Raw genomic sequence first — 25,361 nt, forward strand, 5'->3', positions numbered from 1 at the left:
GATATGAAAATATTTCATTTTGTTCTTGCGTGTGCGCTCATGTCGAGTTCAGGCGCTTATTGTGCTCAATGGATCGAGGCTTATAAAGGGTCTTCTGGTGTTACTGTATACTTTGACCCAGCATCGGTTGGTGGCGGAAATGACCTGCGTCAATATCTCGAGCTTCAGCAGTACAAAGCCGCCAGAGATGGCGTGATGTCGATTTTGGCTTTGGCCGAGTTTAATTGTCGTCAGCACAAAACGAGATACATCAGTGCAACGGCCTATGCTGGATCCATGGCGAGCGGAGATGCATTGGGATCGAATGACAATCCGACATCGTGGGACGATGTCGTCGATAATACAAATGACCATCTTATGCTCCAATACGTTTGTCGAGGGGGCGTTCGTTTTGCGATGGGAGATCTCAAAGCAACAATTGTTGGGTGCAATCTATTTGTTGGGCGTAATTATGACGATTATTCTAATGGATCTGCAAATCTTGCTGACGTTGATAAGGTATCTGTGATCCAGACTGATAAAGGTTCTGGCCACCCTTATGCGATTTTTATGGAATGGCACTATACTGACAAAATAGGCGCTACAGGATCGTATTCTGTATTTGATTCAAGGAGAGATGCCGAGGAGGCAATGGGAACTATTAACAAGGAAATATCGCGATGTGCCGCTCGGCCCCGTTGAATCTTCATCAGACATAATCACCCTGTGAACGGACATTTATATGGCAGGGTGGGGTTGCATTCCATCCATACTTCAATTGCCGCCCGGAGCGAGGGGTGTAGGATGTTTATTTCAAATGGAAAGTCATCTATTTTGGCTTGGCCGTTGTCCTTTGTGCTCCCACTCGTCTTATCGCTGTCCTCCTGCGGCGGGGTCAGCAAGTCGCAGTATGTGGAGCGGCGCAATGTCCAGATGGTGGAACTGGTGCCCGTGGCCAAGGCCCGTTCGACGCGGGCCTTGCTGGGCGGGCGCTATGAGGCGCCGCGCGGCATCCTGACCCTGGCGGTGGCCAAGGAGCTGGACGGCGAGCTGCATCAGTTCGAAAGCTATGACGAGGCCACCGTCCAGGTGAAGTCCAAGGCACCCGATCCGGTCAAATTCCTGCTGACCGGGCCGTTTGCCGCTTTGTCGGCGGTGCTGGCTCCCCAGGACACCGGCCAGATTCTGCAAGACAGCAAGGAGGCCCTGGTGGGCTCCGAACTGGGCCGCAGGGAGAACGTGGTGGCCCGCACCGGCGGCGAGGGCAAGCCGCTGGGTCGCCAGGGAACCAGCCGCATCCCCTGGGGCGGCGCCCGTATCCAGGTGGGATTGGAGGACGCGCCGCCGCGCGAGGTCACCGCCGATGCCGACGGCAATCTGAATGTCGCCCTCTATGAACTGGTTTCCGATCCGGGGACCTTGCAGAACAGGGACAGCATCCTGGTCCGCGCGGCGGTCAGCCTGAATGGCGCGCGGACCGAGACCAGCATCACCCTGGCGCAAGCGGATGTCGCCAAGCTGCGCCAGCTGACCGCCGCCTATGCCGCCGAACAGGGGCGCGGGGCCGCCCGCACCTCCGACTTCACCGCCGCCGCCCGGCATTTCCGCCTGGGGGCGGAATTGGGCGATGCCGATGCCCAGATGCTGCTGGCCAATCTCTACCGCGACGGCCGGGGGCTGCCGCAGAACCATGCCGAATCCCTGCGCTGGATGACCCGCGCCGCCCGGCAGGGCGAGCCTGCGGCGCAATTGGCCCTGGCCGAGCTGCTGTCCTCAGGCGGCGGAGGGCAGCGGGACGAGGTTCATGCCTATGTCTGGGCCTCGCTGGCCGCCGCCCGGCTGGGCGACAAGCAGCGCGGCCGGGCGGTCTCCAAACGGGATAGCATCGCCCGTCATCTGGGCGCCCGCGACCTAGCCGAGGCGCAATCCCTGGCCGCCTCCTTCACGCCCGCGTCCGAGAACGCCGTCACCCTGGCCGCCGGGCCGTCGGGTGGTGCCGAGCTCCAGGCCGAGCCGGTGCCGCCCCTGGACCCGTCGCGTATCAAGGGCACCCGCAAGCCCAACGCCGTCGCCCTGATCATTGGAGTGGAGGAGTATCAGCGCCTGCCCGCCGCCCAGTTCGCCGCCCGCGATGCCCGCGTCTTCCGCGACTTCGCCGTCAACGGCCTCGGCATCGCTCCCGATCGGGTCAAGCTGCTGGTCGGCGCCGATGCCCGTCTGCTGGACATCCAGAAGGCGCTGGACACCTGGCTGGCCCCGGAGATCAGGGACGGCGCCACCGACGTCTATGTCTTCTTTTCCGGCCACGGGCTGGCCTCGGAGAACGGCCGCAACCTCTATCTCTTTCCCTATGACGGCGACCGGGCCTTGCTGGAGAAAAGCGCCATCGACCGCGCCGCCACCATCGACGCCATCCTGAAGGCCGGGGCCAAGTCGCTGACCCTGTTCCTCGACACCTGCTATTCCGGCGGCACGCGCGGCAACGACACCCTGATCGCCGATATCCGCCCCGTCATCATCCGCGCCCGGGATGGCGAGGTGCCCAGTCCCGCCGCCGTACTGGCCGCGTCGCGCAACGACCAGTGGTCATCCTCCTTCGCCCCCGCCCGCCATGGCCTATTCAGCTATTACCTGATGCACGGCCTGATGGGCGAGGCCGATGCCGATGGCGACCACCGCATCACGCTGGGCGAGCTTCACACCTATGCCGAACGCCACGTCCGCCGCGAAGCCAGCCGTAGGGGCCGCGAGCAGACTCCGGTGCTGGTGGGAGGTGGGGACAAGGTGTTGGTGGCGTGGTGAGAGTGGCTATGATGGGAGAGGATAACATGAAGGTATATTCAGCTTTGGCGGCAATGGCGTTGTTCTTGGTGACAACTGAGGCCGTTGCTGAGGGCAAGATCAGCTTGGAGGCCATTGACCGGAAGGGGAAGCCCGTGCCGCAGGCAGTATTTAAGGCAGAGCTTTGCGGTTCCCCCGTGGTACAGACCGAGGCGGTGATCGCCGATGCCAAGGGGCGCGCCAAGATCGCCATTCCCGGGAAAGCTAAGGTGGCTTGCGGCATTATCGTCAACGGTAAGAGGGTTCCGGGGGATTATGAATATCGGGCCGGCATGAACTATGCCGTGCCGTCTGATTGATGGTCCGACTTTACGAGCAATGGGGAGGGCATTAAGGCGGCCGCCCACGGCTTTTATGCGGTTGGCGCTCTCGGTAGTGGTAATTTCACCCTCTAGTCGAGTGTGATGGTAAAGGGCAATTTATATGTTTGTCGATTGTTGCTGACACTACTTTCGATTGTCGCCGATACCGCTGATCGCGGTGGCTGCAAATTCCGTTGCCTCACGCAGCGGGTCATCATAGAGATGGGCATAGCGCAAAGTGGTCTGCGCCTGGGTGTGTCCGAGCAAGGCGCCGACCACCTGCAGGGGGACCTTTTTGCTGGCCAGCATGCTGGCATAGGTGTGACGCAGATCATGGATTCTCAGGTCCAGTGAACCTTTGGGCAGATCCTCATTTTGGGGTTTCGTGGCCGCCTGGATTTCCTCGATAGTCGGGGCTCGCTTGAGGTCGGCGTGTAATCCGTCAATGATGGCGGCGATGGATGGGCTCTCGCGCCACAGCGCCAAGGTGGCTGCCTTTCGGCAGGCATCCCAGGTCTTCTTGACGTCGGTGATATGCTCATCCGACGAGACCCTGCCCGGAAAGACCCATTGTCCTGCGGCTGTTTCCTTTCTCCGCTTTAAGAGTTGAATGGCGGTGCCGGACAGGGGGGCAATGTGCTCCTGGTTCTGCTTGGTATGGGCGCTGGGCTTCGACCAAATCCCCGCATCGAGATCAATATCCTCCCAGCGGGCCGTGAAGACTTCGCCTTTACGGGCTCCGGTAAGGATCAAAAGGCGGATGGCATCGCAGGAATCCTGCTGAGGATGGTTGGCGATGGCTTCCAGCACACGAGCCAGTTCGGCGGGACTTGCATACCGCTTGCGTGGGTGTTCCGGGTACATCTGGGTGCCCTCGGCCACATTCTTGGCGATCCATTCCCAGCGTTTGGCAAGATTCAGCGCCTTGCTCAACACTGAGCTACTCCCCGGAAATTGGACACTGACGGAAGCTACGATCTGATGTTTGCTGATCCCCAACTACGAGGAGATCAGAGATGTCGAAGCGCAGGAACCATGACGCGGCCTTCAAGGCGCGTGTCGCCCTTGAGGCGCTGAAGGGCGAGCGGACGGTATCGGAATTGGCGTCGGCCTATGGCGTCCATCCGACCATGATCCATCAATGGAAGAAGTCCCTGCTGGACGGGGCGGCGGAGATCTTCGAACGCGGGGCCAAGAAGAAGGCCGAGGTGGACGAGGATACGGTGCGATCCCTGCACGCCAAGATCGGGGAGCTGGCCGTGGCCAACGATTTTTTGTCTCGAAAGCTCAAGCCGTGGACCGGCAAGTGAGGCGGACCATGATCGAGCCCAAACACCCGGCGCTGTCGATCGGCGCCCAGTGCCACCTGCTGTCCATTGCGCGATCATCGTTCTATTACGAGCCCTTGGGCGAGACGGAGGCAAACCTGGAGCTGATGCGGTTGATCGACCGCCAATTCCTGGAAACGCCGTTCTATGGTGTCCGTCAGATGGCTTGGCATCTCCAGAACGAGGGCCACCCGGTCAACGTCAAGCGCGTCCGGCGGCTGATGCGGCTCATGGGCCTTATGCCGATCTACCAGAAGCCCAACACCAGCAAGCCCGCCAAGGGCCACAAGACCTATCCCTACCTTCTGCGGGGCCTGCGGATCGACCGGCCCAATCAGGTCTGGTGCGCCGACATCACCTATCTGCCCATGCGCCGGGGATTCCTTTATCTGATCGCCATCATGGACTGGGCCACCCGGAAAGTGCTGGCCTGGCGCATCTCCAACACGCTCGAGGCCGACTTCTGCGTCGAGGTGCTCAACGAGGCCATCCTGCGCTTCGGCCCGCCGGAGATCATGAACACCGACCAGGGCAGCCAGTTTACATCCTTCGCCTGGATCGACCGGCTGAAGCGGGCCGGAACCCGCATCTCCATGGACGGCAAGGGCCGTTGCATCGACAACGTCTTTATCGAGCGCCTGTGGCGGTCCCTAAAATACGAATGCGTCTATCTCCATGCCTGGGAAACCGGCTCGCAAGCAAGGGCCGGGATCGGACCCTGGATCACCTTCTACAACCACAAACGGCCCCACGCCGCCCATGGCGGAAGGACCCCCGCCGTGGTCTACTGGAACACCATCAACCAAACCGATCAGCAGGCCCGGAGAGTAGCTTAAACTTCCCCGAATTCTGTCCAACCAATGGGGAGTAGCTCAGACTGCCATAGCGAAAGCCAGTTACGTTGTAGTCAATGAACATCGAATAACATGTAACATGGTGCGGGCAACGCATAGGCTCACATGGGCGGCTCGTCGCCTTGCCCTGTCGGATCGTCCGCCCATTGATCGGCCCGCCCATCAACGGGCTGCCGCCCACACTCCCGAAGCGGCAACGGAGGCAAGCCTTCTTTCAGGCGTGCTTGCTGGTAGCGACGACCCAGTCCCGGACAGGAGCTTATGATCGATGTCATACGCTGGCGGAATTCTATAACCGCAGAATGGTCGCTCGCATATTGCGTGACGGCGGCGGCAATCGCCTGCTCCTGAAGGGGATCGAGCAGATAGCAAAGCGTGTTGTCGCCATCCGTGGGGCCAGCCTTCCTCGATATAAGAAGAGAGGAAAGCTCTCTTGAAAATAAAATATCATGTCTATTTGATCCAACAAGCATGGTGACCCTCGCCTTGCGCCAAGTTGCCATTATAACCATGGTAGCGGCAAATATCAATTGCAGTTAAAATCTACGATTTTGTTATTGGCGCGAGTAACATGCAAATTTATATTCAGAATGACAGTTGCATCTCAATTCAATGCTTGAGTCACAACTTAATTGCCGATGGCCGTGCCATTTTGACCAATAACGGGAGTCCCCCCAATGCTAGCGCAGTGCACTTGAGAGGCCCTCTCTAGCAACGCCCCATCCTTCTGGCGACAGGTTATAAGCCATTCCCTTGGATACCAACCGTGGACGATCATGCACTTGCTGTAGAAGCTTCTCATGTTTCCTGGCGCGGCGAATGCGTCCCCAAAATAGCCGCTCTGCCTCATATCCTTCTCACAGTTATATGCCTGTAGATTGTAATCCTCGATGGTCGCCCCCTCCTTGTACCATGTGATTTGTGTGGCACATGAGGCAACCAACGCCGCCACAGCCACGAATATGATTGCAGAGCGCTTCATTCTCACGCCTCCTTACTCGACCGAGCGACTGCCGACGCTTCGTTGCCGAACAGGCCGCCAGTAAGCGACCCTGCGGTCAGCCCTGGTTTGGGGAGCCTGCTCCTTGATGTTCGGTGCGGCGGGCTGATCCGCCATCCACGTCATTGGGAAGGGGGCGGAAATGATCCCGTAGCCAGCCCCTTGATGGACGATAGCCCCTACCAGAAATGCTCGTAATGCAGAGGAGACAGGCAATCGCCCGAAGGCTTCCACCTGAAGAGAGAGAAGCCTCTCCCACGTTAGAACGGGCTGATTGTGCAAGAGGGACGCCATCGCTGCGGCATCATCGGCGGCGACTAGCATGCAAGCATAGCGGCGTGCGATCCCATCAAAACCAGGAACGTCGCAATAAGGGCTGCTATCCGGGAGGTCTTTTTCGCCCCACAGCCGATTGCCCGGCTTTTTGGTTTCGAGAACGAGAACGGCTTCTCCATTCTGATCCTGCCAGCAAACGACGATATCGGCTGTCAGCTTGCCCGGTTTCTTGCCAGGGCGATCCTGAGTGTACTCATAGGACCAGCCTACCGCCTGCACATTGCCGCTCGGGCGAATGCCGCAGGCGTGCAGGAAAGGCGCAACCCAGGAGCAATCGGGTAGTGCCGCCCAATTCTCAAACAGGGCAACCATAAGATGGTCCTCGGAGTCGGTGCGATAGATGCCACGCTTGGATTTGGACCTCAGATCGCCAGACTCATCCACGAAAACGGTATTGATGGTGTTGTCCGCCCAGACGCGACGCAATGCCGCATAGCCAGGGGTATCAGCCCCCGTGGGGAGGGCCAGAAGCGTCGTCCACCAATGCCGGTGGATGGAATTCACGATGGGGCGATTGTTGCCCATGCTTCCCCTGCGATATGCCCACCATTCGGCGTCAACACCAAAATACCGAACACTATTTCGTACAGGTGAAAGCAGCCATAACGCTGTTCGATGGTCAAGCAGTTTCGTCCCGAACGACAATCGGGGCGTGAGCATGAACCTAAAACAGCAGATCGGGTTGAAGGTGCGGGCAGCGCGGTTGAAGCGCAGCCTCACGCAGGAGCAACTTGCCGAACGGGTTGATAAGACTGCGGAGAGCATTTCCAATATCGAGCGAGGGCACGTAACACCGCCTCTGGACACCCTTGCCCGGATCGCTCAGGAACTCGACACCCCCATGACCTTCTTTTTCGAGGATATCGGTACCCCCCGCGCTGTCGCCCGCAACAGGCTGGAGCTTGAGCACCGTTTGCGGAGTTTGGGGGAGGAACTGACCGACGCGGAGCTACGACTGTCGGTTTCCATCATGGAAGCGATCAAAACGCAGAGTGGGAACGGGGATAATAGCCCCTGAGCCAGGACGTGCCGCAATCGTTCGTGTCATCTATCGAGAACGGTCTGCGGTGGATTGATGTGCTCGAATTGCTCCTAATCGCCACGGCAATGGAGGTGAACGCCCACGCCCACGCCCACGCGGTGTTTACCAAGATTGTGGCGGCCATTCTTGCCGCTGTCGCCGAGCATGAGAGAGATGACCTCTCAGCGGACAAAGGCCGCCCTTGCCGCTGCAAAGGCCCGTGGGACGGTGCTGGGCGGGCATCGCGTGGGTGCCCTGCCCAATGCGGAAGAGGGCCGCGCAATGGGCCGCGCCGTTCGCAGCGCCAAATCAGATAAGCGGACTGCTGATTGGCTGCCGGTAAGGCACACGCCGTGTCTTGCCTCAAATCGCCTTGCAAACGTTTGCAGCCGTGATTGCGTCTGCGGGCATATCGACCAGAGGGCTACGTCCCCCCTCTAAGCGGCAGGCAAATTACAGCCAAATCATCCCCACAAAAAGGGGCCAAAATTTTCATTGCGGAGAAATCGCACTTTGGTTTTTGAAATCTAAGAGTCCGTCCGTGAAGTTTCCTATGATTTCCGGTGTCTTGCTATCCTTCGCAGCATGAGGCGGATCATGGCGAGGCGAAGAAACGCCAGCGCCATCCTGGCGAGATTCTCGAAGTCCTTGGCGAGACGGCGACAACGCCCCAGCCACCCGAAGGTGCGCTCAACGATCCACCGCTTTGGCAGAACTTCGAACCCCTTGGCGGTGTCGGAGCGTTTGACGATTTCCAGGTGCCACGCCCCGAGTGCGCGGACGGCTGCCGCGGTGGCGGCCCCCTGGTAGCCGCCATCAGCGAACACCCGAACGATGAAGGGGAAGAGGCGCCGGACCTCCTTGAGGACCGGCAATCCGCCATCACGATCCTGGACATCGGCCGGTTGGACATGAGCCGCGAGGATCAAGCCAAGCGTATCGACGACGATGTGCCGCTTCTTGCCTTTGACCTTCTTCCCAGCGTCGTAGCCCGATGGATCAATCCGCGCCCCCCTTTTTCCGCGCCCTTGACGCTCTGGCTGTCTATGATCGCCGCCGTCGGGCTGGCTTCTTTGCCGGAGAGTTCCCGCACCTCGATGAACAGGGCGTGATGGAGGCGTGCCAGCGTGCCATCCCATTCCCACAGCCCAAGATATTCATGCACCGTGCTTTTGGGCGGCAGGTCCGTGGGCAATGCTCGCCACTGGCAACCGGTCATCAACACGTAGAAGATCCCATTCACCACTTCACGAAGATCCACCGTTCGCTGGCGCCCGCCGCGCTTTGCCGGTGGGATCAGCGGCGCCACCAGCGACCATTCCTCATCCGTCAGATCACTTGGATAGCGAAGTCCGCTCCGCTCATAGAGCCGTCGGTTGTCCTTGGTCCACATGGCGCCCCCAGCATTTCTCTGGAGACCCATGGAATCATAACCGATTCACCTGATTCAAGAACCTTCCGGACGGCCTCTAAGATTAAACAATAGGCAAGAGTCGTTGTCGCATCAAAGATTTCATAGCCGTCCATCGTTGATTTGTGAATTTTCAAACATGATAACAGGTACTGGTATGACATATAATTGCTAATATTGCGGTGTATACATTTTATGTAAGTAGAAAAATTCTGCCGACCTGACTTCTGGGCGGCCATCATAATCCATATGATTACACTATATATTACATTTACTTCTGTATTTATGTTCCGCCAATATCCGAACATCAGTTGTTCGGTTTGGGGTGGCGTAGTTTGCGTAGGCGAACGGCTGGTGTTCGGCTATTGGCGGACGCCTTCTGAAGGTGATTGGGCTTGGGAAGTATCCGTAACCCTGCTATGGGCTGCAAAAACATTGGGTTGATTTCGCCATTTATGTTGCGGGGTATCGTGTCCCATTTCCCATTTTTATAATAATTGAAATAATAATTAATATAAGCATTATTGTCCTGTGCGCCATAAATAGCATCCATATTCTTAGAATTCATGTTGTCGTCAATGTGTGTTTGTGGGTACTCTATATATGTTCGCTCAATGCATACGCCACCTTCTGAAAATATAACCTCTCTTTCTCTTCTACGTGAGCAAGCTTGAGGCGCATCCTCTTTTTTCTCTGAAATGATCTTTCTGTATTTATTTAACCCTTTGCGCAATTCGAAGTTTCGGCCGCAGCCGAATTTTTCAAAGTGGAGTTCTGCGGCAATCCCTGGCCTCCATGTCGGGGCGTAAATTGTGGCTCGCCCCGTGCTGGTGCGCTTGATCAGGCCTAATTTTTCTAGCCGGTCAAACGCCTTGTAAAGTGTTGTTTTTCCCAGTGTATGTGCGGCTTTTTCGCCGACAAGTGCTTGCATATAGCATTTTCCGATGTCTTCCTTCCCCCAGACGCCTCCCAGGAAATGTGAGAGCGGAATGGCTTCTTCTTTCTTGTGAAAGCGTATTGTTCTCATGATAATAAACATCAGAACCTTGTATTCAATTGCACTAAGGTAGAACCATACTTCCTCATGTATGAATGACATAAAGTCATTTAGGCTTGGATTTCCTTGGGTCTTGTACGCTTCTCTCTCGTGCGACGTGGTCATTTTTCTCACTATCCTCAGTATTCTGACGTTGATCCATAGGTGCGATCTTGGATGAATTTTATAAGATCGCTGGCGCGATACCTGATTGCTCTCCCGGAAAGCTTGACGAAGGGAGGTCCCCCGCCTTTCTTCCTCCAGGCTTGCGTTGCCCGTTTCGTAACGCCAAGGATAAGGGCGGCTTCTCCTTCATTATATAATCGTAGTTCTGGGTCTCTTGAGTCTGCAAACGTTTGCATTGGAGTTTTTAATGTTGGTTTACTGTTTGTATATCCCAACAAATTCGGCTTTTTCAGTATGCGAAGTCGTTTTCTGCCGGTATTGTCTGTGTGATGTGCGCTGTTATGCATGATGTTACCTTATGTTGTGTGATGCTATATTGTCGTAATACATAAGGCTCCTGTCAAGAGTGGCGCATTTCTCAAGGTTCTGTGTATAAATATGCATATAAAACAATGAGTTATGGCGATGTTGGCGGTTCGCCTCCCTGCTGTGTGCTGAGTGATGTTCTCGGATGGGGATTTTGGGGGGGCTTTAGGCTTGAGCGGGGCGCTTTTTGTGACACGACAGTTAGGCTTAGGACAACTGAGACACCGGATGACCCCGGATGACACCGGATGTGCCCGGATGGCGGGACAAGCCGAGATGTGACGGGATGTCGTGGGATGGACGCCAAAACGCGGTGCGCGGCGCCACTGTGGCCGCGTAAGCCTGTTTCCCTTGGGAGAGGGCCGTCACCGCGCTTTTGGCCTCAGCGGCCCGGAGAACCGCCATGGCGTCGATTTCGTGATTTTTGGCGGCGGTCGGGAGCGCCGATGGGCGCAGGCGCCGCGCGGTCGGATACAACCGGATTCGCTTCAGGCCACCGCGACACATAAATCGTCTCGGAGCGACACTTATTCGTGGCCCACGGGATTTCTGGGAAAACCCTAAATTCCACCGAAAATTCAGCCCATTATGGAATTGAAAGTTTAACTTCTTGGAGGCGCCAGGGGGAAACAGGCGTTCCCAGTTCGTCCAACCTGTCAAACGACCGTGTTTCTCGTCATATCAATGCGTTGTTGACGAAAATGGACATCCTGACGGATCGCAGGTGTGACATTCCACCTTGGGTTGATGTTATTGAACATTACCTTGAACCGGGCGAATAAGCCGAAAAACTGTGAGTGCGCAATCAATGTGAAGAATATATTCGAATTAAATAAGAATTGAAAATCAGTCGCCATCTGTGGTGTTGGCGGAAATCAACGAAAAGGGGCGCCACGGTGGGCGCCCCTGCCGATTTCGCCATAATGGACGGTCAGTAAATCGACGCCTCCAGAATGCGCTTCCGATAGAGGGTGATGGCCGTCCGCGAAGGTGCCCTTTCCCCCTCAGCTTGCCACCATGCCCAGCGCCCGCAGCACCTCCATGGCCTCTCCCATGCTGGGGCAGGCGACGCCCGGCGGCAGGAAGGCCGGAAGCTCGCGGATGGCCTCCGCGACGTTGGCAGCGCCCTGGTGGCGGATCATCCGCATCAAGGGGAGCACCCACGGGGGCGCCGCGTTGGGCGGGGGCATCGGCGCCGGTTCCGGCTCGGGCAGCTCCGGCACTTGGTCAACGGGGGCGACGGCGCCGGGCGGGGGCGCCAGTACCATGTCGATCAGCCCCTGGAACGCACGGCGGGGCAGGCTGGTGAAGTGGTAGGCGTGCCGCTCCCCGCCCTGGCATGGCACCTTTTCCGTGGTCCATCCCTGTTCCCTGGCGATTCGGGTGACTGCCGCCTTGCTGGTGGGCAGGCCGGGCAGGCGGAGCGCCACCAACTCGGCGGCGGTGAACCACTCCTTGATCCGCCGTTGGTCGCGTATGACCTGGATCAACGCGGCTTCAAGGTATAGGACCCGGCGGCGCAATTGCGCCAGTTCTGACGCCGGGATGGTGACCGAAAGGTCGAAGCTGTCCTGTCCTTTGTCCATGACATATCCCCTGTCGAACGAAGGGGGCGGACCATCGGCCCGCCCCCTCTGCCTTTGGCCGGATCACGCCGACTGCCGGGCCTGTGGGTGGAGATCGGCGCGTTCCGCGTCGGGAACGGGTTCGGTCAAGGATGGGCCGGGGGGCGCGGCCTCGGGAACCCGCTCCTCCTCAGAACCGGGCGCCCGGAAGGCGACGCGAAGGGCGTCGTCCACCGCCTGTTGGCAAGCCGCCGCGCGGTTGGTGCCGCCCTCGGCCGCCTCCCGCCAGCCGCACATGAAGCCGAGCTTGACCCCGTAGGCGAGGGCCGATTCCCGCTCTGCGACGACGGGAATGCCCGGTTCGGTGACGGCAACCGCATAGCCCTCCCGATAACCCCGCTCGAAGATGGCGCGGCTGGCAGCCTCGGTCAGGGCGGTGTTGTCCTCCCGCTCCGCCGCGGCCCCGAGGGCGTCATGCAGGTCGCGGGTGGATCGGCTGCATTCGGCCGTCAGGTCGTACAGGCCGTTCGCCCCCGCGTGGGTCAGGTGGAGTTCTCCATCGCGGCGTTCGGCGAGAAGGTCGGAGATCAGCGCCATGATTTTGGTGGCGGTTTCCAGGCGCGCCATGGCGCCGTAAAGGTGCATTGTGTTAAGAGATTGAGCAGCCATGAGCCGATGCTCCAAATCGGGTTGTGGTCAGGCTCGGTGACGGTGTTACAGCACCCCACCGGGCCGCTTTTTTAGGTTTAATGCCTAGTCCGCAAGGCGTCAATCAAAATCTAGGTGTGGCGCCTAGTTTGCTTTACGTGACACGGTTCCCGCGCTATAAGGGGGCATGGTCACATCGCACCAAATACGTGGCGCCCGCGCCATGATCGCTATGAAGCAGGCCGACCTTGCAAAGGCAGCAGGCATTTCGCTGGCGACGCTCAACAACATCGAACGCGGTGTGTCCGACCCCAAAGCCTCCACCCTCGCCGCGATCCAGCGCGCCCTTGAGGCGGCGGGTGTCGAGTTCATCGAACGCGGCGTTCGGCTGAAGCCGTAACCTCCCCCTCCTCGCGCGCGCGTTCATCATTTGCGCCACGCTGGCGCGGCCTTGGCCGTGGCCTCCGAGGGGGTACGCCACTCTCCCCGTAACGGACAGCCCGAAGGCGCTCCCAACCGGACCGGCGATTTCCCGGTTGTCACGAAGGCCACGGCCAGGGCCGCGCCGAACGGCGAGGGGTGGACGATTTTCCCCTCGCCGCCGGAGAAACACCAACCACCTGGTTGCCGTGGGGGGGCGCCCCGATGCGGCGGGTCACTCCCCAGGACCCGCCGCGCCGGGAGGTGGGCGATTGGCCTTCACGAGGCTCGCACCGCCCGTTCCCTACGGCGCCGTAGGCGCCGGATGGGAATACCGTAATTCTGCATGATGCAGGAAATCATGATGAACTGGTTCATCCTGATTGGAGAAGTCAAGGCAGAATACTTTCATCCCCATAAACGCAAGGGGATGCAATGGCAAACGAAAGATATGTCGCAGCACGTAAAACGGTGCTGTCAGCCGCCATCATTACGGACGGCGAGCGAGGAGACACTGCCGTTGTCAAATTCTGCGAAGGAAACCCCGTCCAGTTCTCAGCCTCCATTTCCGAGCGTTCCGGAGAAATCATCCGCCACGTTTCCATCGCTTCGCTTTATCGCATCGGGAAGCGGTACGGAGGGGTAAAATTCAATTTTCCCAAGGGTGGACAGGATTTGGGCAAGACCATCCTGGCGGGGCTTATCGGGGAGGATCAAGCGCGCGCCCTCGTCAACGGGCTTGGCACGTCGGGGGAGCAAGTCGTTCTGCCGATGATCCTGGCGGAGTTCCACACCTTCTACAGTATGGGATTCGTCGCCTGGGCCGATGGGTGCGGAAAGCCCGTCAGCGAACTCGCCCTTGCGTTGGGCGGCTGCGAACGCTCGGTCTACAATTACCGGGGCAAGCTGCGCCGGGCGCGCCGCCCCCTGACCATTGCCCCGTTCGCGGGCGATTTCGCCCGCTATTGGGCGATGATCTTCCCCAATGAAGCCGAGTACGTCGATTTTCCCGCCACGGCGCCCGCCGAAGCCGATTCGTCGTTCGCAGCACCCCCAGGCGCCCCCGATTTATTGAACGCGAAATTCAACGGCCCTGGCGCGATTGGCGCCCATGCCGAGGGGGTGGGCAATGCCTGACGCCGGTTTTCTCGTCGCCTGCCACGCCCAACCGCTGCCCGCAGATGGCAGTGCGCCCGCCCGAGTCCACCTTCTTCCCTTCGGCACCTTCAGCGGCCGCGATGGGCGCGGTCCCTGGACGCTGGGTGACGCAAAGGCCGTCATCACCGCCACCCAATCCCATCACCGCGCCGTTGACCTTCCCATCGACTACGAACACCAGAGCGTCCTGGGGAAGAATGTTCTGTCCGGCCCGATCCCCGCCGCCGGATGGATCAAGTTGGACAGCCTGGAAGCGAGAGAAGATGGGATTTGGGGAAATGTGGAGTGGACATCCACCGCCTCTCGTCTTCTGGCCGATAAGGCGTACCGCTACCTGTCCCCCGTCATCATTCATCGCAAAGACAATGGTGAAGTCATCCGCATTGACGGCGCCGGTCTTACGCTCACCCCCAACCTCGAACTTACGGCGCTGTGCAGCCAAGGAGAAACTATGACTTCCGATACACTGTCTCGGGCCAAGTCTGCTCTTGGTTTTGACGGCACGAACGACGACACCTTCGTCAGTTGCTGTTCCGACCTGGGGAAGCTCTGCAAAGCCTTCGCGTCTTATCTTGGCTTGCCGGATGGGACGCCTCCCTCGGGCGTGCTGGGCGCGCTGACGTCCAAGGCGAACGACAAGGGTGAAACGGCCTGTCAGTCGGCCGACATCATCGCCGCCGCGAACGCCATCCAGGAAGTTTCCGCCCTCGCGGTCTCCCTGCGCCAGCAGCTGAACAGCGCCCAGGTCGAACAGGCCATCAACTCGGCCATGTTGGAAGGAAAGATCACTCCCGGCATGCGCCCGTGGGCGGTCTCCCTGGCGAGCCAGGACCCGGAACGGTTCCAGGGCTTCATCAACTCCATGCCGCCCGTCTTCAGTCACCTCTTCACGTCCCCGTTTGAAGGGAAGCCGCCCGTTCCTCCCGAGAAAACCGGCGCCCTCACCAATTCCCAAATGGCCGTGTGCAGCGCCATGGGCATTTCCGAAGACGAATTCCTCAAGACGAAGAAGGGCTAAATCATGCTGGCTACTCGCGGCGGCGCCAATCTTGGCGACATTTTCACCGGGTTCAATACGGCCTTCAACAAGGGCCTGGGACTCGCCAAGCCGACCATTTCCACCGTCGCCATGGAGGTGCCCAGCACCACCGGCGAAGAAAACTACAATTGGCTCGGCTCATTCCCCATGTTGCGGGAATGGGTGGGTGACCGGGTTATTCAGAGCCTTTCCCGCTGGTCTTTCACCATCAAGAACAAGAATTTCGAGATGACGGTGAAAGTCCCCGGCAACGCCATCGAAGACGATCAGTACGGTCTTTTCTCTCCGCTGATGACGGAAATGGGTCGAGAGGCCGCCATCCATCCGGATCGCCTGGGTTACGACCTGATGAAGAAGGGTTTCTCCGCGACCTGCTATGATGAGAAGCCGTTTTTCTCCGAAGAGCATCCCATCGATCTGACCCCCAATACCGTCGAGCCCTTCAGCAACATGCAGGCCGGAAACGGCACCCCCTGGTTCCTGATCGATGCCAGCCGGGCGTTGCGTCCGCTGGTCTACCAGAAGCGCCGGGCCTACCGCTTCGTCAGTTTGACGGCGCCGAACGACCATAACGTCTTCTGGCAGAACGAGTACGTGTATGGGTGCGACGGCCGCTCCAACGTGGGCTTCGGCCTCTGGCAGTTGGCCTTCGGCAGCAAGGCCGAGCTCAACCACGACAACTTCGAAGCGGCGCGCGCCGCCATGACCAAGATGGTGGGTGACGGCGGGCGGAAGCTGGGCATCACCCCCACCCATCTCATCTGCCCGAGCGAACTGGAGGGCGCGGCCCGCCGGGTGCTGAAGAACGAAAACCGGATCGTCATCATCGACAATAACGGCGTCTCGGCGCCCGTCCAGGTGGCGAACGAATGGAAGGATGCCGCTGAAATCCTCTCCACCCCGTACCTGTAAGGGAAACGACCATGACCGACGGCGTGTTTGTCACCTTCGGCGCGGATATCAGCCAATTTCAGGCTGCTGTGCAGCAGGCGGCAGGCGCCGTCGATCAGTTCGCGGACAAGTCCAAGGCCGCCGGGGAAGGCGGCCCCGGACAGAACGCCCATGAGCAGGCCCAGAGCGTCGAGGAACTGCGGCAGAAAATGCAGGCTCTGGGCGACATGGTGCGCGAGGTTTCCGCCCAAGTGGCGGCCCAGAACGCCCAGTTTTCCGCCGCCGCCCAGGCGGTTCCGCAGATGTCGGCGGCCATACAGCAATCTGCCGACGCGGTTAACGTTTCAGCGGAGCGCGCCACCATCGCCGCCGCCGCCAACCGCGACCTGGCGGCCTCGGGAGACCAGGTGCGCCAGGCGGCGGCAGTGACCGCCACCGAGACCGCAAGCGCCGCCGCTCGCACCACCACGTCTCTGGCCAGCGCCGCCGCCGCCGCCGGCCGTGCCAGCGACAGCGTGCGCTCGCTCAACGAGGCGCTGGCCTCGGGAGGCGAGCGCGGCTTCGGCTCGTTCGCCCCGACCGTCGATCAGATGACCAAGCGGTTTGGCTCGTTCCGCGAGGCGGTCGAGGAGGTCAACAAGCAGATTCGCGCGGGCAACATGGACATCGGCTACGCCAACCAGCTGGTGCCCCAGATGAAGGTGGCCTACGACGAGGCCGCCAGCTCCGCCGGCAAGCAGGCCACCAAGATCAAGGAATCGGCCGAAGCCACCGAGAAGCTGTCCTTCGCCAGCGTCGGCGCCCGGCGTGAACTGATCGTCCTGGCCCATGAGGCGGTCAGCGGCAACATTTCTCGCATGCCCGGTTCGATGATGGTGCTGGCAGAGCGCATGGGCGGCGTCAGCCTGGCACTGATGGGCCAGGTCGGTGCCCTGGCCGCCGTGGCCTACGTCAGCGGCGAGGTGCTGGCTCACCACGAAAAGCTCAACCAGGCGCTGACCCAGTCCGAGGCGAACCTCAAAGCCACCGGGGCGGCGGCCCAGATTTCGCGTGCGGAACTGAAAGCCTATATGGAGCAGCTCCAGGACATGAACGGCATTGCTCGCGAGGGCGCAGAGCAGGTGGTTGTGGCCTTCTCCAAGATGCGGGGCGTCACTCCCTCCATCATGGCCGACATGGTGCGGGGCATGGAGGGCTGGGTGGCGGTCACTGGCGAGGAGGCGCCGGCGGCGGCGGCCAAGCTGGGCAACGCGCTCTCAACCCCGTCCAAGATGCTGGAAGAGGTGGACAAGAACACCGGCAGGGTATCGGCGGCCACGCTGGCCATGGTGGCCGAGTTGGAACGTGCAGGCGACATCATGGGTGCCCGCACCGCCGCCGCCAGGGCATTCGGCGATGCCATGGAGCAGGCGGCCAAGGACAGCCTGACCCCGTTTCAACTGGCCGCCAAAGAGGCCGCCAACAACCTGCGGCTTCTGGGCGACGCCATGACCGGCACCTCGCACGAGGGCGACGTGCTGGCCTCTATGATGCACTCCGTGGCCTCCGCCCTGGAGGTCATGCGCACTCCGGCGGAGGAATTGGGGAAGGCATTCTGGGGCGTGATCGACATCGTCAAGATGCTGATCGAAACCTTGGAGTACCTGGATGAGGCGGCCCGCGCCATCGTCGGTCCGGTGGCGGCTTCGGTGGCCAATGCCATTTCCGCCATGGCGCTCGCGGCCAAGGGCGATTTCGCCCAGGCCGCCGAGATGCTGAAGCGCACCCCGGCCGACATCGCCCGCGAATGGGAAACCCACACCGCCGCCATGCAGGGCCACCTCAAGGGGGTGATTGATACCGCGCGCGACATAAAGGCGCCGTGGCTTTCTTGGTCCAAGCCCGAGGAGCATGCCCCGGCTCCGGCGGCCGACAAACCCCAAAGGCAGCCCGAGGACGAGTCGATCAAGCGGGCCATGCACCTGGCCGAGCAGTACCGCTCGGACGAGATGCGCCGCGCCGATCTGCAGGGCAAGATCAACGAGCTGAAGCGGGGCGAGGAAGCCCTGGTTTCCCGCATCGCCCAGGACGAGAAGGACGCCGGCGGCGACCAGGCCAAGCTGGACAGGCTGAAGGCCGAGCGCGCCGAACTGGAGCGTATCCGCCAGGCTCGTGGCGAAGCCGAGCGGCAGAAGGCCGAGATCGGCGACAAGGGCGGCGCCGAGACCGCCCTGCAGGGTCTGCAGGCGCAACTGGATCGCCGCCGCGACATGGAACGCCACTCGGCCGAGGAGTGGCATGTCATCGAGCGCGACTTCTGGGCGAAGGCGCTGACCACCGCCCAGCAGGGCACCAAGGACTACGACCAGATCCTGCGCCGCAAGACCCAGGCCCAGAAGGCGGTCGACGACGACATCTACCGCACCAACCTGGCCGACCTGGAGCGCCAGCGCCAGGCCGCCGAGAATGGCAGCGCCGAGCGCATTGCCATCGCCCGGCGCGAGGCCGACCTGGTCAAGGCCCAGATGGGCGAGCGGTCCAAGGACTACCAGGACGCGCTCCGCAAGATCGGCGAGATGGAGCGCGAGGCGGCTGAACAGACCAAGCGCATTGAGCGCGAGAAGGCCGAGGCCAAGCGGCAGTTCGCCCGTGACAGCCTGGCGCTTCAGGCCGAGGAACTGGCCATCCAGCAGCAGACCGGCCAGATTTCGGCGCTGGAGCAGATCGCACAGCTGCGTAAGCTGAAGGACCAGGAATACGCGCTCGAAAAGAAGGCGCTCAACGACCGCAAGGCGCTCTATCGCCAGGGCACCGTCGAATATCAGCGGGCCATGAACGACCTGGCCAAGCTGGACCAGAAGCGGGCGCTGGACCTGAAGAAGCTCGACGCTCAGCAACTGGCCGAGCACAAGCGCGTGATCTCGGAATGGACCGCCCCCATGAAGGGCGCCATGAGCACCATGGTCAGCGGCGTCCTACAAGGCACCATGACCATGCAGCAGTTGTTCGGTCGCGCGCTGGAGGGCATCGCCACCAAGTATGCCGAGAAGGGCCTGGAAATCGCCATGGACTGGGCTGAAAACCAGTTGGCCATGGCGCTCTCTACCGAGAGTTCGGCGGCCCAGCAGACGGCGGCGGTGACCGAGGAAACCACCACGGCCATCATGGAGTCGCAGATCGCCGCTGCCGGCTCCATCAGCGCCGACGCCGCCCGTGCCGCCGCCGCCGCCTACGCGTCGATCTGCGCCATCCCCATCGTCGGCCCGGCCCTGGCGCCAGCGGCGGCGGCCGAAGCCTACGCCTCGACCGAGGCGTGGCTGGGCGCGGTGGCGGTGGCAGAGCGCGGCTGGGGCGAAGTGCCCGAGGACAACGCCCCGGCGCTGCTGCACAAGAAGGAAATGGTACTGCCGGCCGACATCGCCGATCCGTTGCGCGGCCTGATGCGCTCGATGCCGTCCTATGGCCTGCCGCTGGAGATGACCAGGAACAACGGCATTTGGAAAATGCCTGAGCCGTCGAGCGAGGCTCCCGCCCGCGCCACGACTATGCCGTGGCCTATAACCACGCCATGGAGGTGTGGGTGGAGGGGCAACGCCGGTCCAGCGCCGTCATCAACATCGCCATCGAGATCGAGGGGGACGAGTACGCCTGCGACAGGATCGAGCGGGTGACCGACGGCATGCCGAAGGTTCTGCAGCAGATCGTCGCCGAGCGTTGTGCCCAGGACGTGCAATGGGGCGGCCCCGAGCATGACGACGGACATGATGCCGATGATTGGCGCCAGTTGCTGCGTCGTCACATTGACCGTTTGGCCGATCCCTATGACTCCGCTGCACCCGCCGCCGACTACCGCGACCGCCTGATCAAGATCGCCGCCATCGCCGTAGCATCCGCCACGGCTTGGGACCGTGCCATGGCCAATGCCGAGGCGAATCTGCGCCCTGAATCCACCAAGGAGTCCTGACCATGGCCCTCATCGACTTCAACGGCTGCGAGATCAAGGTGGGCGACACCGTCACCCACGCCTACGAGCCGATCCCTCCCGACGCCACCTGGTCGCCCGGCGGCTATCACCATCACTACTTTGCCGGCACGGCCGAGGTGATCGAGATCAATCGCACCACCCTGACCCTGCGCCACACCGTCGGCGGCACCGACGTGCGCCTCGCCAGCCTGTGCCAGGTGATCGAGCCTGCGGGGGGGGGGTGGACATATCCCGTCCCGCTGGCCGGCCCCTATCGTGAACCGCCATTGAGGAACTGACGCCATGGCCCAGCATTCCCGCACCTTTCCCGCCTGCCAGGCCTGCGCATCTCCCGCTGACCTGTGCGCCTCCTGCATCGCCGCCGCCGAGGCCCGCCGCGATGAGATCGACGCCGCGGTGCTGCTCGCCGTTGCCCGCCACGTCGACGACGGGACGGATATCGCCCTCGACCGGACCTGCACCGATCTTGGCATCGACGGCCTCACCCGGGCTCACATCGAGCTGGAGTTGGAGGACCACTTCGGCCGCCCCATCCCCCTGGAGGCGGATTGGGGCACGCTCCGAGGGCTGGCCGACCAGATCGCCCTGCAGCTGCTGCCCGGGGAGTCCGGCGAGATCCTTACCCTGGACACGGTGGAAGCCGGCATCCCCCAGAGCGAAGGGGAGGGCTGATCCCATGCAGACCAGGACCGAGGCCACTTTGACCTATGGCTGGAAGGGTGCCGGCACGTTCGAGATGCGCTGGGGCAACGAGACCCTGCTGATCCCGGCGCCGGTGGCCGAGGCCATGGCCCGGCACATCCTCGGCCACCCCGTTTCCGACATCGCCCCCGTTTCCGACATCGCCAAGGCCGCCCTGGCGGTGGCCTGCGCCTCATAAGGATTTGGCCGGCCCCGCTGCAACGGGACCGGCCTTCACAGCGGCAAGCGCCGCGATATCAGGAGAAGCACCATGAATAGCATGTCCGCCGGTTCCGGCACCATTCCGAAAAGCCCCCGCAACGTTTCCACCCGTGGTCGCCTCGACGACGGCGCCCCCAATCCCGTCGACGTCCATGTGGGCGGCCGTATGCGCCTGCGCCGCACCTTGCTGGGCATGAGCCAGGAAAAGCTGGGCGAGGCCATCGGGCTGACCTTTCAGCAGGTGCAGAAGTACGAGCGCGGCGCCAACCGTATCGGCGCCTCGCGCCTGTTCGACCTGTCCCGTGTGCTGGACGTTCCCATCTCCTACTTCTTCGACGACATGGCGGACCAGGTGCAGGCCCAGAGTCCGGTGAACATCATCAAGGGCTCGGCCGAACCGTCCGAGACTCCGGCCGGGTTCGAGCCCGATCCCATGATGAAGCGGGAAACCCTCGAACTGGTGCGCGCCTATTACCGGGTCCCCGAGCAGCAGCGCCGCCGGATCTACGACCTCATCAAGTCCATGGCGTTGCTCGCGCCCCTGGACGATTGACACCAGCCTCCCGGCGCCGGCCATCGGCGCCGGGACACTATTCAGGAGATCACCATGGACACTCCCCCCACCGTGATGGACTTCGGTCAGCGCCCCGAGTTGGGATGGCTGCCGGTCGCCCTGCTGTCCGTCGACGAAGCCTACCAACGCAAGATCGACAGCCGGGCCAGCCAGAAGGCCATCGACCAGATTGTCGGAAATTTCAAATGGTCCTGCTTCGGTACCGCCCTGGTGACGCAAAAGGACGAAGGCTGGTTGATCATCGATGGTCAGCACCGAGTCGAGGCCGCCCGGCGCCTCGACATCAAGACCGTTCCCTGCATCGTCGTCCATCAGGCGACCATGGCCGAGCAGGCGGCCATCTTCGTCGCCACCAATCAGGTCCGGGTGCAGGTCAATCCGTACACCCTGTTCCATGCCCGATTGGCCGCCCGCGATCCGCTGGCCATCGAGGTGCAGGGCCTGTGCGACGAAGCCCGGCTGGCCATCCCCAAGTATCCCGTCCAGAAAGATCGCATGGGGGCGGGGCAAACCCTCGCCCTGGCAACCCTGGAAAAGATCGTCAAGGGCGGCAACCCGGCCGCCCGCGCCGGGGTGATTGCCGCTGGCCATGCCTGCGAGGGACGGCCCGGTGCCGCGACCGCCGTGGTTCTCCAGGCGGCGGCGGCGGCCGCCATGGCCAAGCCGAACTCTATTTCCGCAATCCAGAACTGGCTCCGGGGCCGTGATTCCGGCGAACTGAACCTGCGTTACCGTGGATCGGCTGGAACCAGTGAGCTGGCCCAGCGGATCGCCCGGGCCGTCGACGCGGCACCCAAAGCCTCGGCCAGCATGGTGGACGGAGGGCGCATCGCGCCGCCGACCCGCGAGCAACTGATGGCTGGACGTTAATCATCATGGCCCGGCTGCTCGATGTCCTGATGCGCGTGGACAATCTGGCCCGGATCGGCGCCCGGGTGCTCGGCACCAGGTCGGACAGCGGCCGGGCCTTCCAGCAGGCCGCCGCCGATCTGCGCAGCGTCCTCGCCCCGCTGGCCCTGCATCAGGCGGCCGAGCAGCCCGACCCCAAGATCGACCTGATGCGCGTTCTGGCCGCCGCCGAGGATTCCGGCCTCAGCTGGCCGGACATCCGGGACGCGCTCAACCGCTACCACGAAACCCGGACCAGGGGATGATCATGCCCACGCCCAAGCAAATGGCCGCCCAGAGCCGCCGCAACGTCGATACCGCCATCAAGTCCCTGCGCTCCATCGCGCTGCGCTACGACGATGTCGACCAATACATCGTCGGCGCCGCCGACCGCTATGCCGAGACGCTGGCCGCCTTCGCCCGCGAGATCGACGAGACCACCGCTGATTGCCTCACGGAGGCGGAGGGCTGACCATGATGACCTGGGCACGCCGAAGCGAAATCCTCGCCCACCTCTATGGGCGCAACGATACCAAGCTCACCGTCCTCTCGGGGCGCTGGGGCACCGAGGCCGACGGCACCGGCCTCTTCAACGAAAGCCTTGTCGGCTGCTGGCTCGCCCCCGGCCTGCATTACCGGCCCGAGCCCGGCGAGATGATCATCACTCCGCCCGAAGCCCTGGAGCTGGCCGCCGACAGGCTGATCGCCTGGGAAAAGCTCCGAGCCCGCGCCGGCTCCACTGCCCCCGGCCGTGACGCCTGGCGCCGCCTGGGATCGCCGATCCCCGAGGTGTCCCATGGCTGATCTCGACAAGATCCGCGACCACGAAACCCGAGTGAGGGGATGATGCATGGCTTGGCTTTATGTGCCGGGGCTGGGGGCCTCGAATTGGGGCTCCACATCGCCCTGCCCGGATACCGGACTGTGGGTTACGTCGAGCGGGAAGCCGGTGCTGCGGCCACTCTCGTGGCGCGGATGGCGGATGCGTCCCTGGATACGGCTCCTGTCTGGGACGACGTTGCCACCTTCGACGGCCGCCCGTGGCGTGGAATCGTGGATCTCGTCTCTGGCGGATACCCGTGCCAGGGCGAAAGCAACGCCGGCCGGCGGCGCGGCGTCGATGATCCACGCTGGATGTGGCCCCATTTCCGCCGCATCCTCGATGATACCGGGGCCGAATGGGGGTTCTTCGAGAACGTCGGGCCCCATCTATCTCGCTCCTTCCCCGTCGTGCTCGACGACCTTCAAGGCCTGGGCTACCGCGTTGCGGCGGGATTGTTCACGGCGTTTGAAGCAGGCGCGAGCCACCAGAGAGAGCGGCTTTTCATCCTGGCCCACTCCTCGCGTGTCTGCCTCCAAAGGGGCGGGGTCGCCGGAACGCGGCATGGACCCGAGAAACTTCCGTCTGGAGGACACTGTGGCCCTGTGGAACACCCCACGGTCATCGGAGGCGGAACATCCCGGCCGTGTCGCCGTGACGGGCCGCAAGGACGCCATGAGCTTGACCCAACAGGCCAATGTCTGGAGGACGCCGCAGGCCTCGGATGGGAAGCGGGGGGGGCTGCCCACTGGACGCCGAAACTGAAGGCCGGACTGCACTCCCTGTCCCGGCAGGTGGCCACCTGGCCGACGCCTCAGGTTGTCGACTGCGGTCCACCCCGTCCACCCCGTCCGAAGAAGGATCGTCCTGGCCGCAATACGAATGTTCCTGGCGGCATCAGGGCGGACCTGAAGGATGTGGTGGCCATCTGGCCGACACCTGCGGCACGGGACTGGCGGGCACCAAACAGCCAGGACAGCCAGGACAGGAGAAACACCGGGACGAATCGGGGGCAACAGCTGCCCAACTTCGTAGAGCACTGCCTCTCGCCGCCCCTGGCCCGGCAGATCCCCGCTGGGGCGAAGTTCTCGACCTCGACCCGACGCTTGAACCCGCGCTTTGTGGAGTGGCTCATGCAATGGCCCATCGGGTGGACCGACTGCGGCTCACCGGTAACGGGGTTTACCCTCTGGCTGCTGCGCTCGCGTTCCGCACTCTGCACGATGCTCTCGCCCATGGCGGAGGCTGCTGAATGACCACCACCCCCGCCCGCCGCGCCCTCAACGCCGCAATCCATGCCGCCGCCAAGGCCAAGGGCCTGGACGACGATGCCTACCGCGACATGCTGGAGGTCCAGACCGGCAAACGCTCGGCCAAGGACTGCACCGACGCCCAGCTGCGCCAGGTGCTCGACCACCTCAACGGCGGCACCCGGAATCCGGCGCCGGCCAGCGCCGCCCAGTCGCCCCATGCCAAGCTGGCCCGCGCTCTGTGGATCTCGCTCCATAACCTGGGAGAGGTCGATGACCCCCGCGAATCGGCGCTGCGCCAGTTCGTCGAGCGCCAGCATGGTGTCGCCGATCTGCGCTTCGTCCGCGCCGCCGAAGCCGCCCCCATCATCGAGGCGCTGAAGGACTGGTGCACGCGGGCCGGGGTGTGCTGGGCCGATTTCGACAAGCTTCAACCGGCCTTCAAAGGCCGCCGCGCCGTGCTGGCCGCCCAATGGCGCATTCTGTCGGCCGCCGGCACCGCCCCCGCCATCGACCTCGGCGCCCACGCCTATAGCCTGGTCAAAGTGGCGTCGGTGCATTTCTGCTCCACAGCCCAGTTGGACCTGCTGATCACCGACCTCGGCGCCCGGTTGCGGGCGGCGAAGGGGGACTGAGCCATG

General features: G+C 62.0%; 28 protein-coding genes and 1 pseudogene. 21 read left to right on the forward strand and 8 right to left on the reverse strand.

The features are described 5' to 3' along the window. Positions 1–3: 3 nt before the first annotated feature. The 3 genes from AMB_RS25115 to AMB_RS08745 all read left to right on the forward strand — a co-directional run bounded on the left by AMB_RS25115 (position 4) and on the right by AMB_RS08745 (position 3,119). Positions 4–681, forward strand: a complete 678-nt coding sequence (locus tag AMB_RS25115; RefSeq protein ID WP_148207359.1) for a surface-adhesin E family protein — start codon at positions 4–6, stop codon at positions 679–681. A gap of 153 nt (positions 682–834) precedes the next feature. Continuing rightward, a complete protein-coding gene (locus tag AMB_RS23320; protein ID WP_148207360.1) occupies positions 835–2,781 on the forward strand; it encodes a caspase family protein in 1,947 nt (648 codons plus the stop codon). Between the two features lie 26 nt (positions 2,782–2,807). Next, a complete protein-coding gene (locus AMB_RS08745; protein WP_231849030.1) occupies positions 2,808–3,119 on the forward strand; it encodes a hypothetical protein in 312 nt (103 codons plus the stop codon). Positions 3,120–3,266: 147 nt separating this feature from the next. On the opposite strand, the gene AMB_RS08750 is transcribed toward AMB_RS08745, so the two are convergent. Then, positions 3,267–4,055 carry a site-specific integrase gene (locus AMB_RS08750; RefSeq protein ID WP_050750670.1) on the reverse strand — a complete coding sequence of 263 codons (789 nt, stop codon included), beginning with the start codon at positions 4,053–4,055 and terminating at the stop codon, positions 3,267–3,269. Positions 4,056–4,138: 83 nt separating this feature from the next. On the opposite strand from AMB_RS08750, the gene AMB_RS08760 reads away from it, so the two are divergent. Next, positions 4,139–5,286, forward strand: a protein-coding gene (locus AMB_RS08760) for an IS3 family transposase (RefSeq protein WP_407636032.1) whose coding sequence is annotated in 2 segments (ribosomal slippage) — positions 4,139–4,400 and positions 4,400–5,286 — 1,149 coding nt in all. Because the reading frame shifts where the segments join, the coding sequence is not laid out codon by codon here. 119 nt (positions 5,287–5,405) lie between these two features. On the opposite strand, the gene AMB_RS25120 is transcribed toward AMB_RS08760, so the two are convergent. Beyond that, positions 5,406–5,777, reverse strand: a complete 372-nt coding sequence (locus tag AMB_RS25120; protein WP_148207361.1) for a hypothetical protein — start codon at positions 5,775–5,777, stop codon at positions 5,406–5,408. Between the two features lie 521 nt (positions 5,778–6,298). Beyond that, positions 6,299–7,165, reverse strand: coding sequence for a hypothetical protein (locus tag AMB_RS08770; RefSeq protein ID WP_043743958.1), 867 nt, complete (start codon positions 7,163–7,165; stop codon positions 6,299–6,301). 133 nt (positions 7,166–7,298) lie between these two features. Here AMB_RS08770 and AMB_RS23745 point away from each other — a divergent pair, with 133 nt between their 5' ends. Next, positions 7,299–7,658: a helix-turn-helix domain-containing protein gene (locus AMB_RS23745; RefSeq protein WP_083763603.1), complete on the forward strand. Its 360-nt coding sequence runs from the start codon at positions 7,299–7,301 to the stop codon at positions 7,656–7,658. 554 nt (positions 7,659–8,212) lie between these two features. Here AMB_RS23745 and AMB_RS24325 read toward each other — a convergent pair. From AMB_RS24325 to AMB_RS08795, 5 genes and pseudogenes are all read right to left on the reverse strand, one after another. Then, a pseudogene (locus AMB_RS24325) lies at positions 8,213–9,084 on the reverse strand (IS5 family transposase). Positions 9,085–9,379: 295 nt separating this feature from the next. Further along, positions 9,380–10,234 (reverse strand): replication protein, encoded by an 855-nt coding sequence (locus AMB_RS25125; protein ID WP_148207362.1) that lies wholly within the window; start codon positions 10,232–10,234, stop codon positions 9,380–9,382. Between the two features lie 14 nt (positions 10,235–10,248). Continuing rightward, a complete protein-coding gene (locus AMB_RS24330) occupies positions 10,249–10,581 on the reverse strand; it encodes a helix-turn-helix transcriptional regulator (RefSeq protein ID WP_322095844.1) in 333 nt (110 codons plus the stop codon). 1,023 nt (positions 10,582–11,604) lie between these two features. Beyond that, positions 11,605–12,186, reverse strand: coding sequence for a DNA-binding protein (locus AMB_RS08790; protein ID WP_011384139.1), 582 nt, complete (start codon positions 12,184–12,186; stop codon positions 11,605–11,607). A 63-nt stretch (positions 12,187–12,249) separates the two neighbouring features. Beyond that, complete coding sequence (locus AMB_RS08795; protein WP_011384140.1) at positions 12,250–12,834, reverse strand: hypothetical protein; 585 nt, start codon at positions 12,832–12,834, stop codon at positions 12,250–12,252. A gap of 202 nt (positions 12,835–13,036) precedes the next feature. Here AMB_RS08795 and AMB_RS24335 point away from each other — a divergent pair, with 202 nt between their 5' ends. The 16 genes from AMB_RS24335 (at position 13,037) to AMB_RS08875 (ending at position 25,355) form a co-directional block, all read left to right on the forward strand. Then, positions 13,037–13,213, forward strand: a complete 177-nt coding sequence (locus AMB_RS24335) for a helix-turn-helix transcriptional regulator (RefSeq protein ID WP_011384141.1) — start codon at positions 13,037–13,039, stop codon at positions 13,211–13,213. 455 nt (positions 13,214–13,668) lie between these two features. Continuing rightward, positions 13,669–14,370 carry a hypothetical protein gene (locus AMB_RS08800; RefSeq protein ID WP_011384143.1) on the forward strand — a complete coding sequence of 234 codons (702 nt, stop codon included), beginning with the start codon at positions 13,669–13,671 and terminating at the stop codon, positions 14,368–14,370. Continuing rightward, positions 14,363–15,409 (forward strand): phage protease, encoded by a 1,047-nt coding sequence (locus tag AMB_RS23325; RefSeq protein WP_011384144.1) that lies wholly within the window; start codon positions 14,363–14,365, stop codon positions 15,407–15,409. The genes AMB_RS08800 and AMB_RS23325 overlap by 8 nt, the downstream gene beginning before the upstream one ends. 3 nt (positions 15,410–15,412) lie before the next feature. Beyond that, on the forward strand, positions 15,413–16,342 hold the full coding sequence (locus tag AMB_RS08810; RefSeq protein WP_011384145.1) for a Mu-like prophage major head subunit gpT family protein: 930 nt from the start codon (positions 15,413–15,415) through the stop codon (positions 16,340–16,342). Between the two features lie 11 nt (positions 16,343–16,353). Further along, the gene (locus tag AMB_RS08815; protein ID WP_011384146.1) at positions 16,354–19,971 is read left to right on the forward strand and encodes a phage tail length tape measure family protein; all 3,618 of its coding nucleotides are present in this window, start codon (positions 16,354–16,356) and stop codon (positions 19,969–19,971) included. Next, a complete protein-coding gene (locus AMB_RS08820; RefSeq protein ID WP_043743962.1) occupies positions 19,881–20,264 on the forward strand; it encodes a hypothetical protein in 384 nt (127 codons plus the stop codon). The genes AMB_RS08815 and AMB_RS08820 overlap by 91 nt, the downstream gene beginning before the upstream one ends. Before the next feature lie 2 nt (positions 20,265–20,266). Continuing rightward, the gene (locus tag AMB_RS08825) at positions 20,267–20,563 is read left to right on the forward strand and encodes a hypothetical protein (RefSeq protein WP_011384148.1); all 297 of its coding nucleotides are present in this window, start codon (positions 20,267–20,269) and stop codon (positions 20,561–20,563) included. A 4-nt stretch (positions 20,564–20,567) separates the two neighbouring features. Then, positions 20,568–20,957: an acyl carrier protein gene (locus AMB_RS08830; RefSeq protein ID WP_011384149.1), complete on the forward strand. Its 390-nt coding sequence runs from the start codon at positions 20,568–20,570 to the stop codon at positions 20,955–20,957. Positions 20,958–20,961: 4 nt separating this feature from the next. Further along, a complete protein-coding gene (locus AMB_RS08835) occupies positions 20,962–21,165 on the forward strand; it encodes a hypothetical protein (RefSeq protein ID WP_011384150.1) in 204 nt (67 codons plus the stop codon). 72 nt (positions 21,166–21,237) lie between these two features. Next, complete coding sequence (locus AMB_RS08840; RefSeq protein ID WP_011384151.1) at positions 21,238–21,741, forward strand: helix-turn-helix domain-containing protein; 504 nt, start codon at positions 21,238–21,240, stop codon at positions 21,739–21,741. Positions 21,742–21,795: 54 nt separating this feature from the next. Next, positions 21,796–22,632, forward strand: coding sequence for a ParB N-terminal domain-containing protein (locus tag AMB_RS23330; protein WP_011384152.1), 837 nt, complete (start codon positions 21,796–21,798; stop codon positions 22,630–22,632). Between the two features lie 5 nt (positions 22,633–22,637). After that, positions 22,638–22,916: a hypothetical protein gene (locus AMB_RS08850; RefSeq protein ID WP_011384153.1), complete on the forward strand. Its 279-nt coding sequence runs from the start codon at positions 22,638–22,640 to the stop codon at positions 22,914–22,916. Positions 22,917–22,918: 2 nt separating this feature from the next. Next, on the forward strand, positions 22,919–23,122 hold the full coding sequence (locus AMB_RS08855) for a hypothetical protein (RefSeq protein ID WP_011384154.1): 204 nt from the start codon (positions 22,919–22,921) through the stop codon (positions 23,120–23,122). Between the two features lie 2 nt (positions 23,123–23,124). Further along, on the forward strand, positions 23,125–23,454 hold the full coding sequence (locus AMB_RS08860; RefSeq protein ID WP_011384155.1) for a hypothetical protein: 330 nt from the start codon (positions 23,125–23,127) through the stop codon (positions 23,452–23,454). 42 nt (positions 23,455–23,496) lie between these two features. After that, positions 23,497–24,726: a DNA cytosine methyltransferase gene (locus AMB_RS26975; RefSeq protein ID WP_407636041.1), complete on the forward strand. Its 1,230-nt coding sequence runs from the start codon at positions 23,497–23,499 to the stop codon at positions 24,724–24,726. After that, positions 24,723–25,355, forward strand: a complete 633-nt coding sequence (locus tag AMB_RS08875; protein ID WP_011384157.1) for a regulatory protein GemA — start codon at positions 24,723–24,725, stop codon at positions 25,353–25,355. The genes AMB_RS26975 and AMB_RS08875 overlap by 4 nt, the downstream gene beginning before the upstream one ends. Positions 25,356–25,361: the final 6 nt, after the last annotated feature.

The organism is Paramagnetospirillum magneticum AMB-1 (genome assembly GCF_000009985.1).
In the GTDB taxonomy this organism is placed as follows: Bacteria; Pseudomonadota; Alphaproteobacteria; order Rhodospirillales; family Magnetospirillaceae; genus Phaeospirillum; species Phaeospirillum magneticum.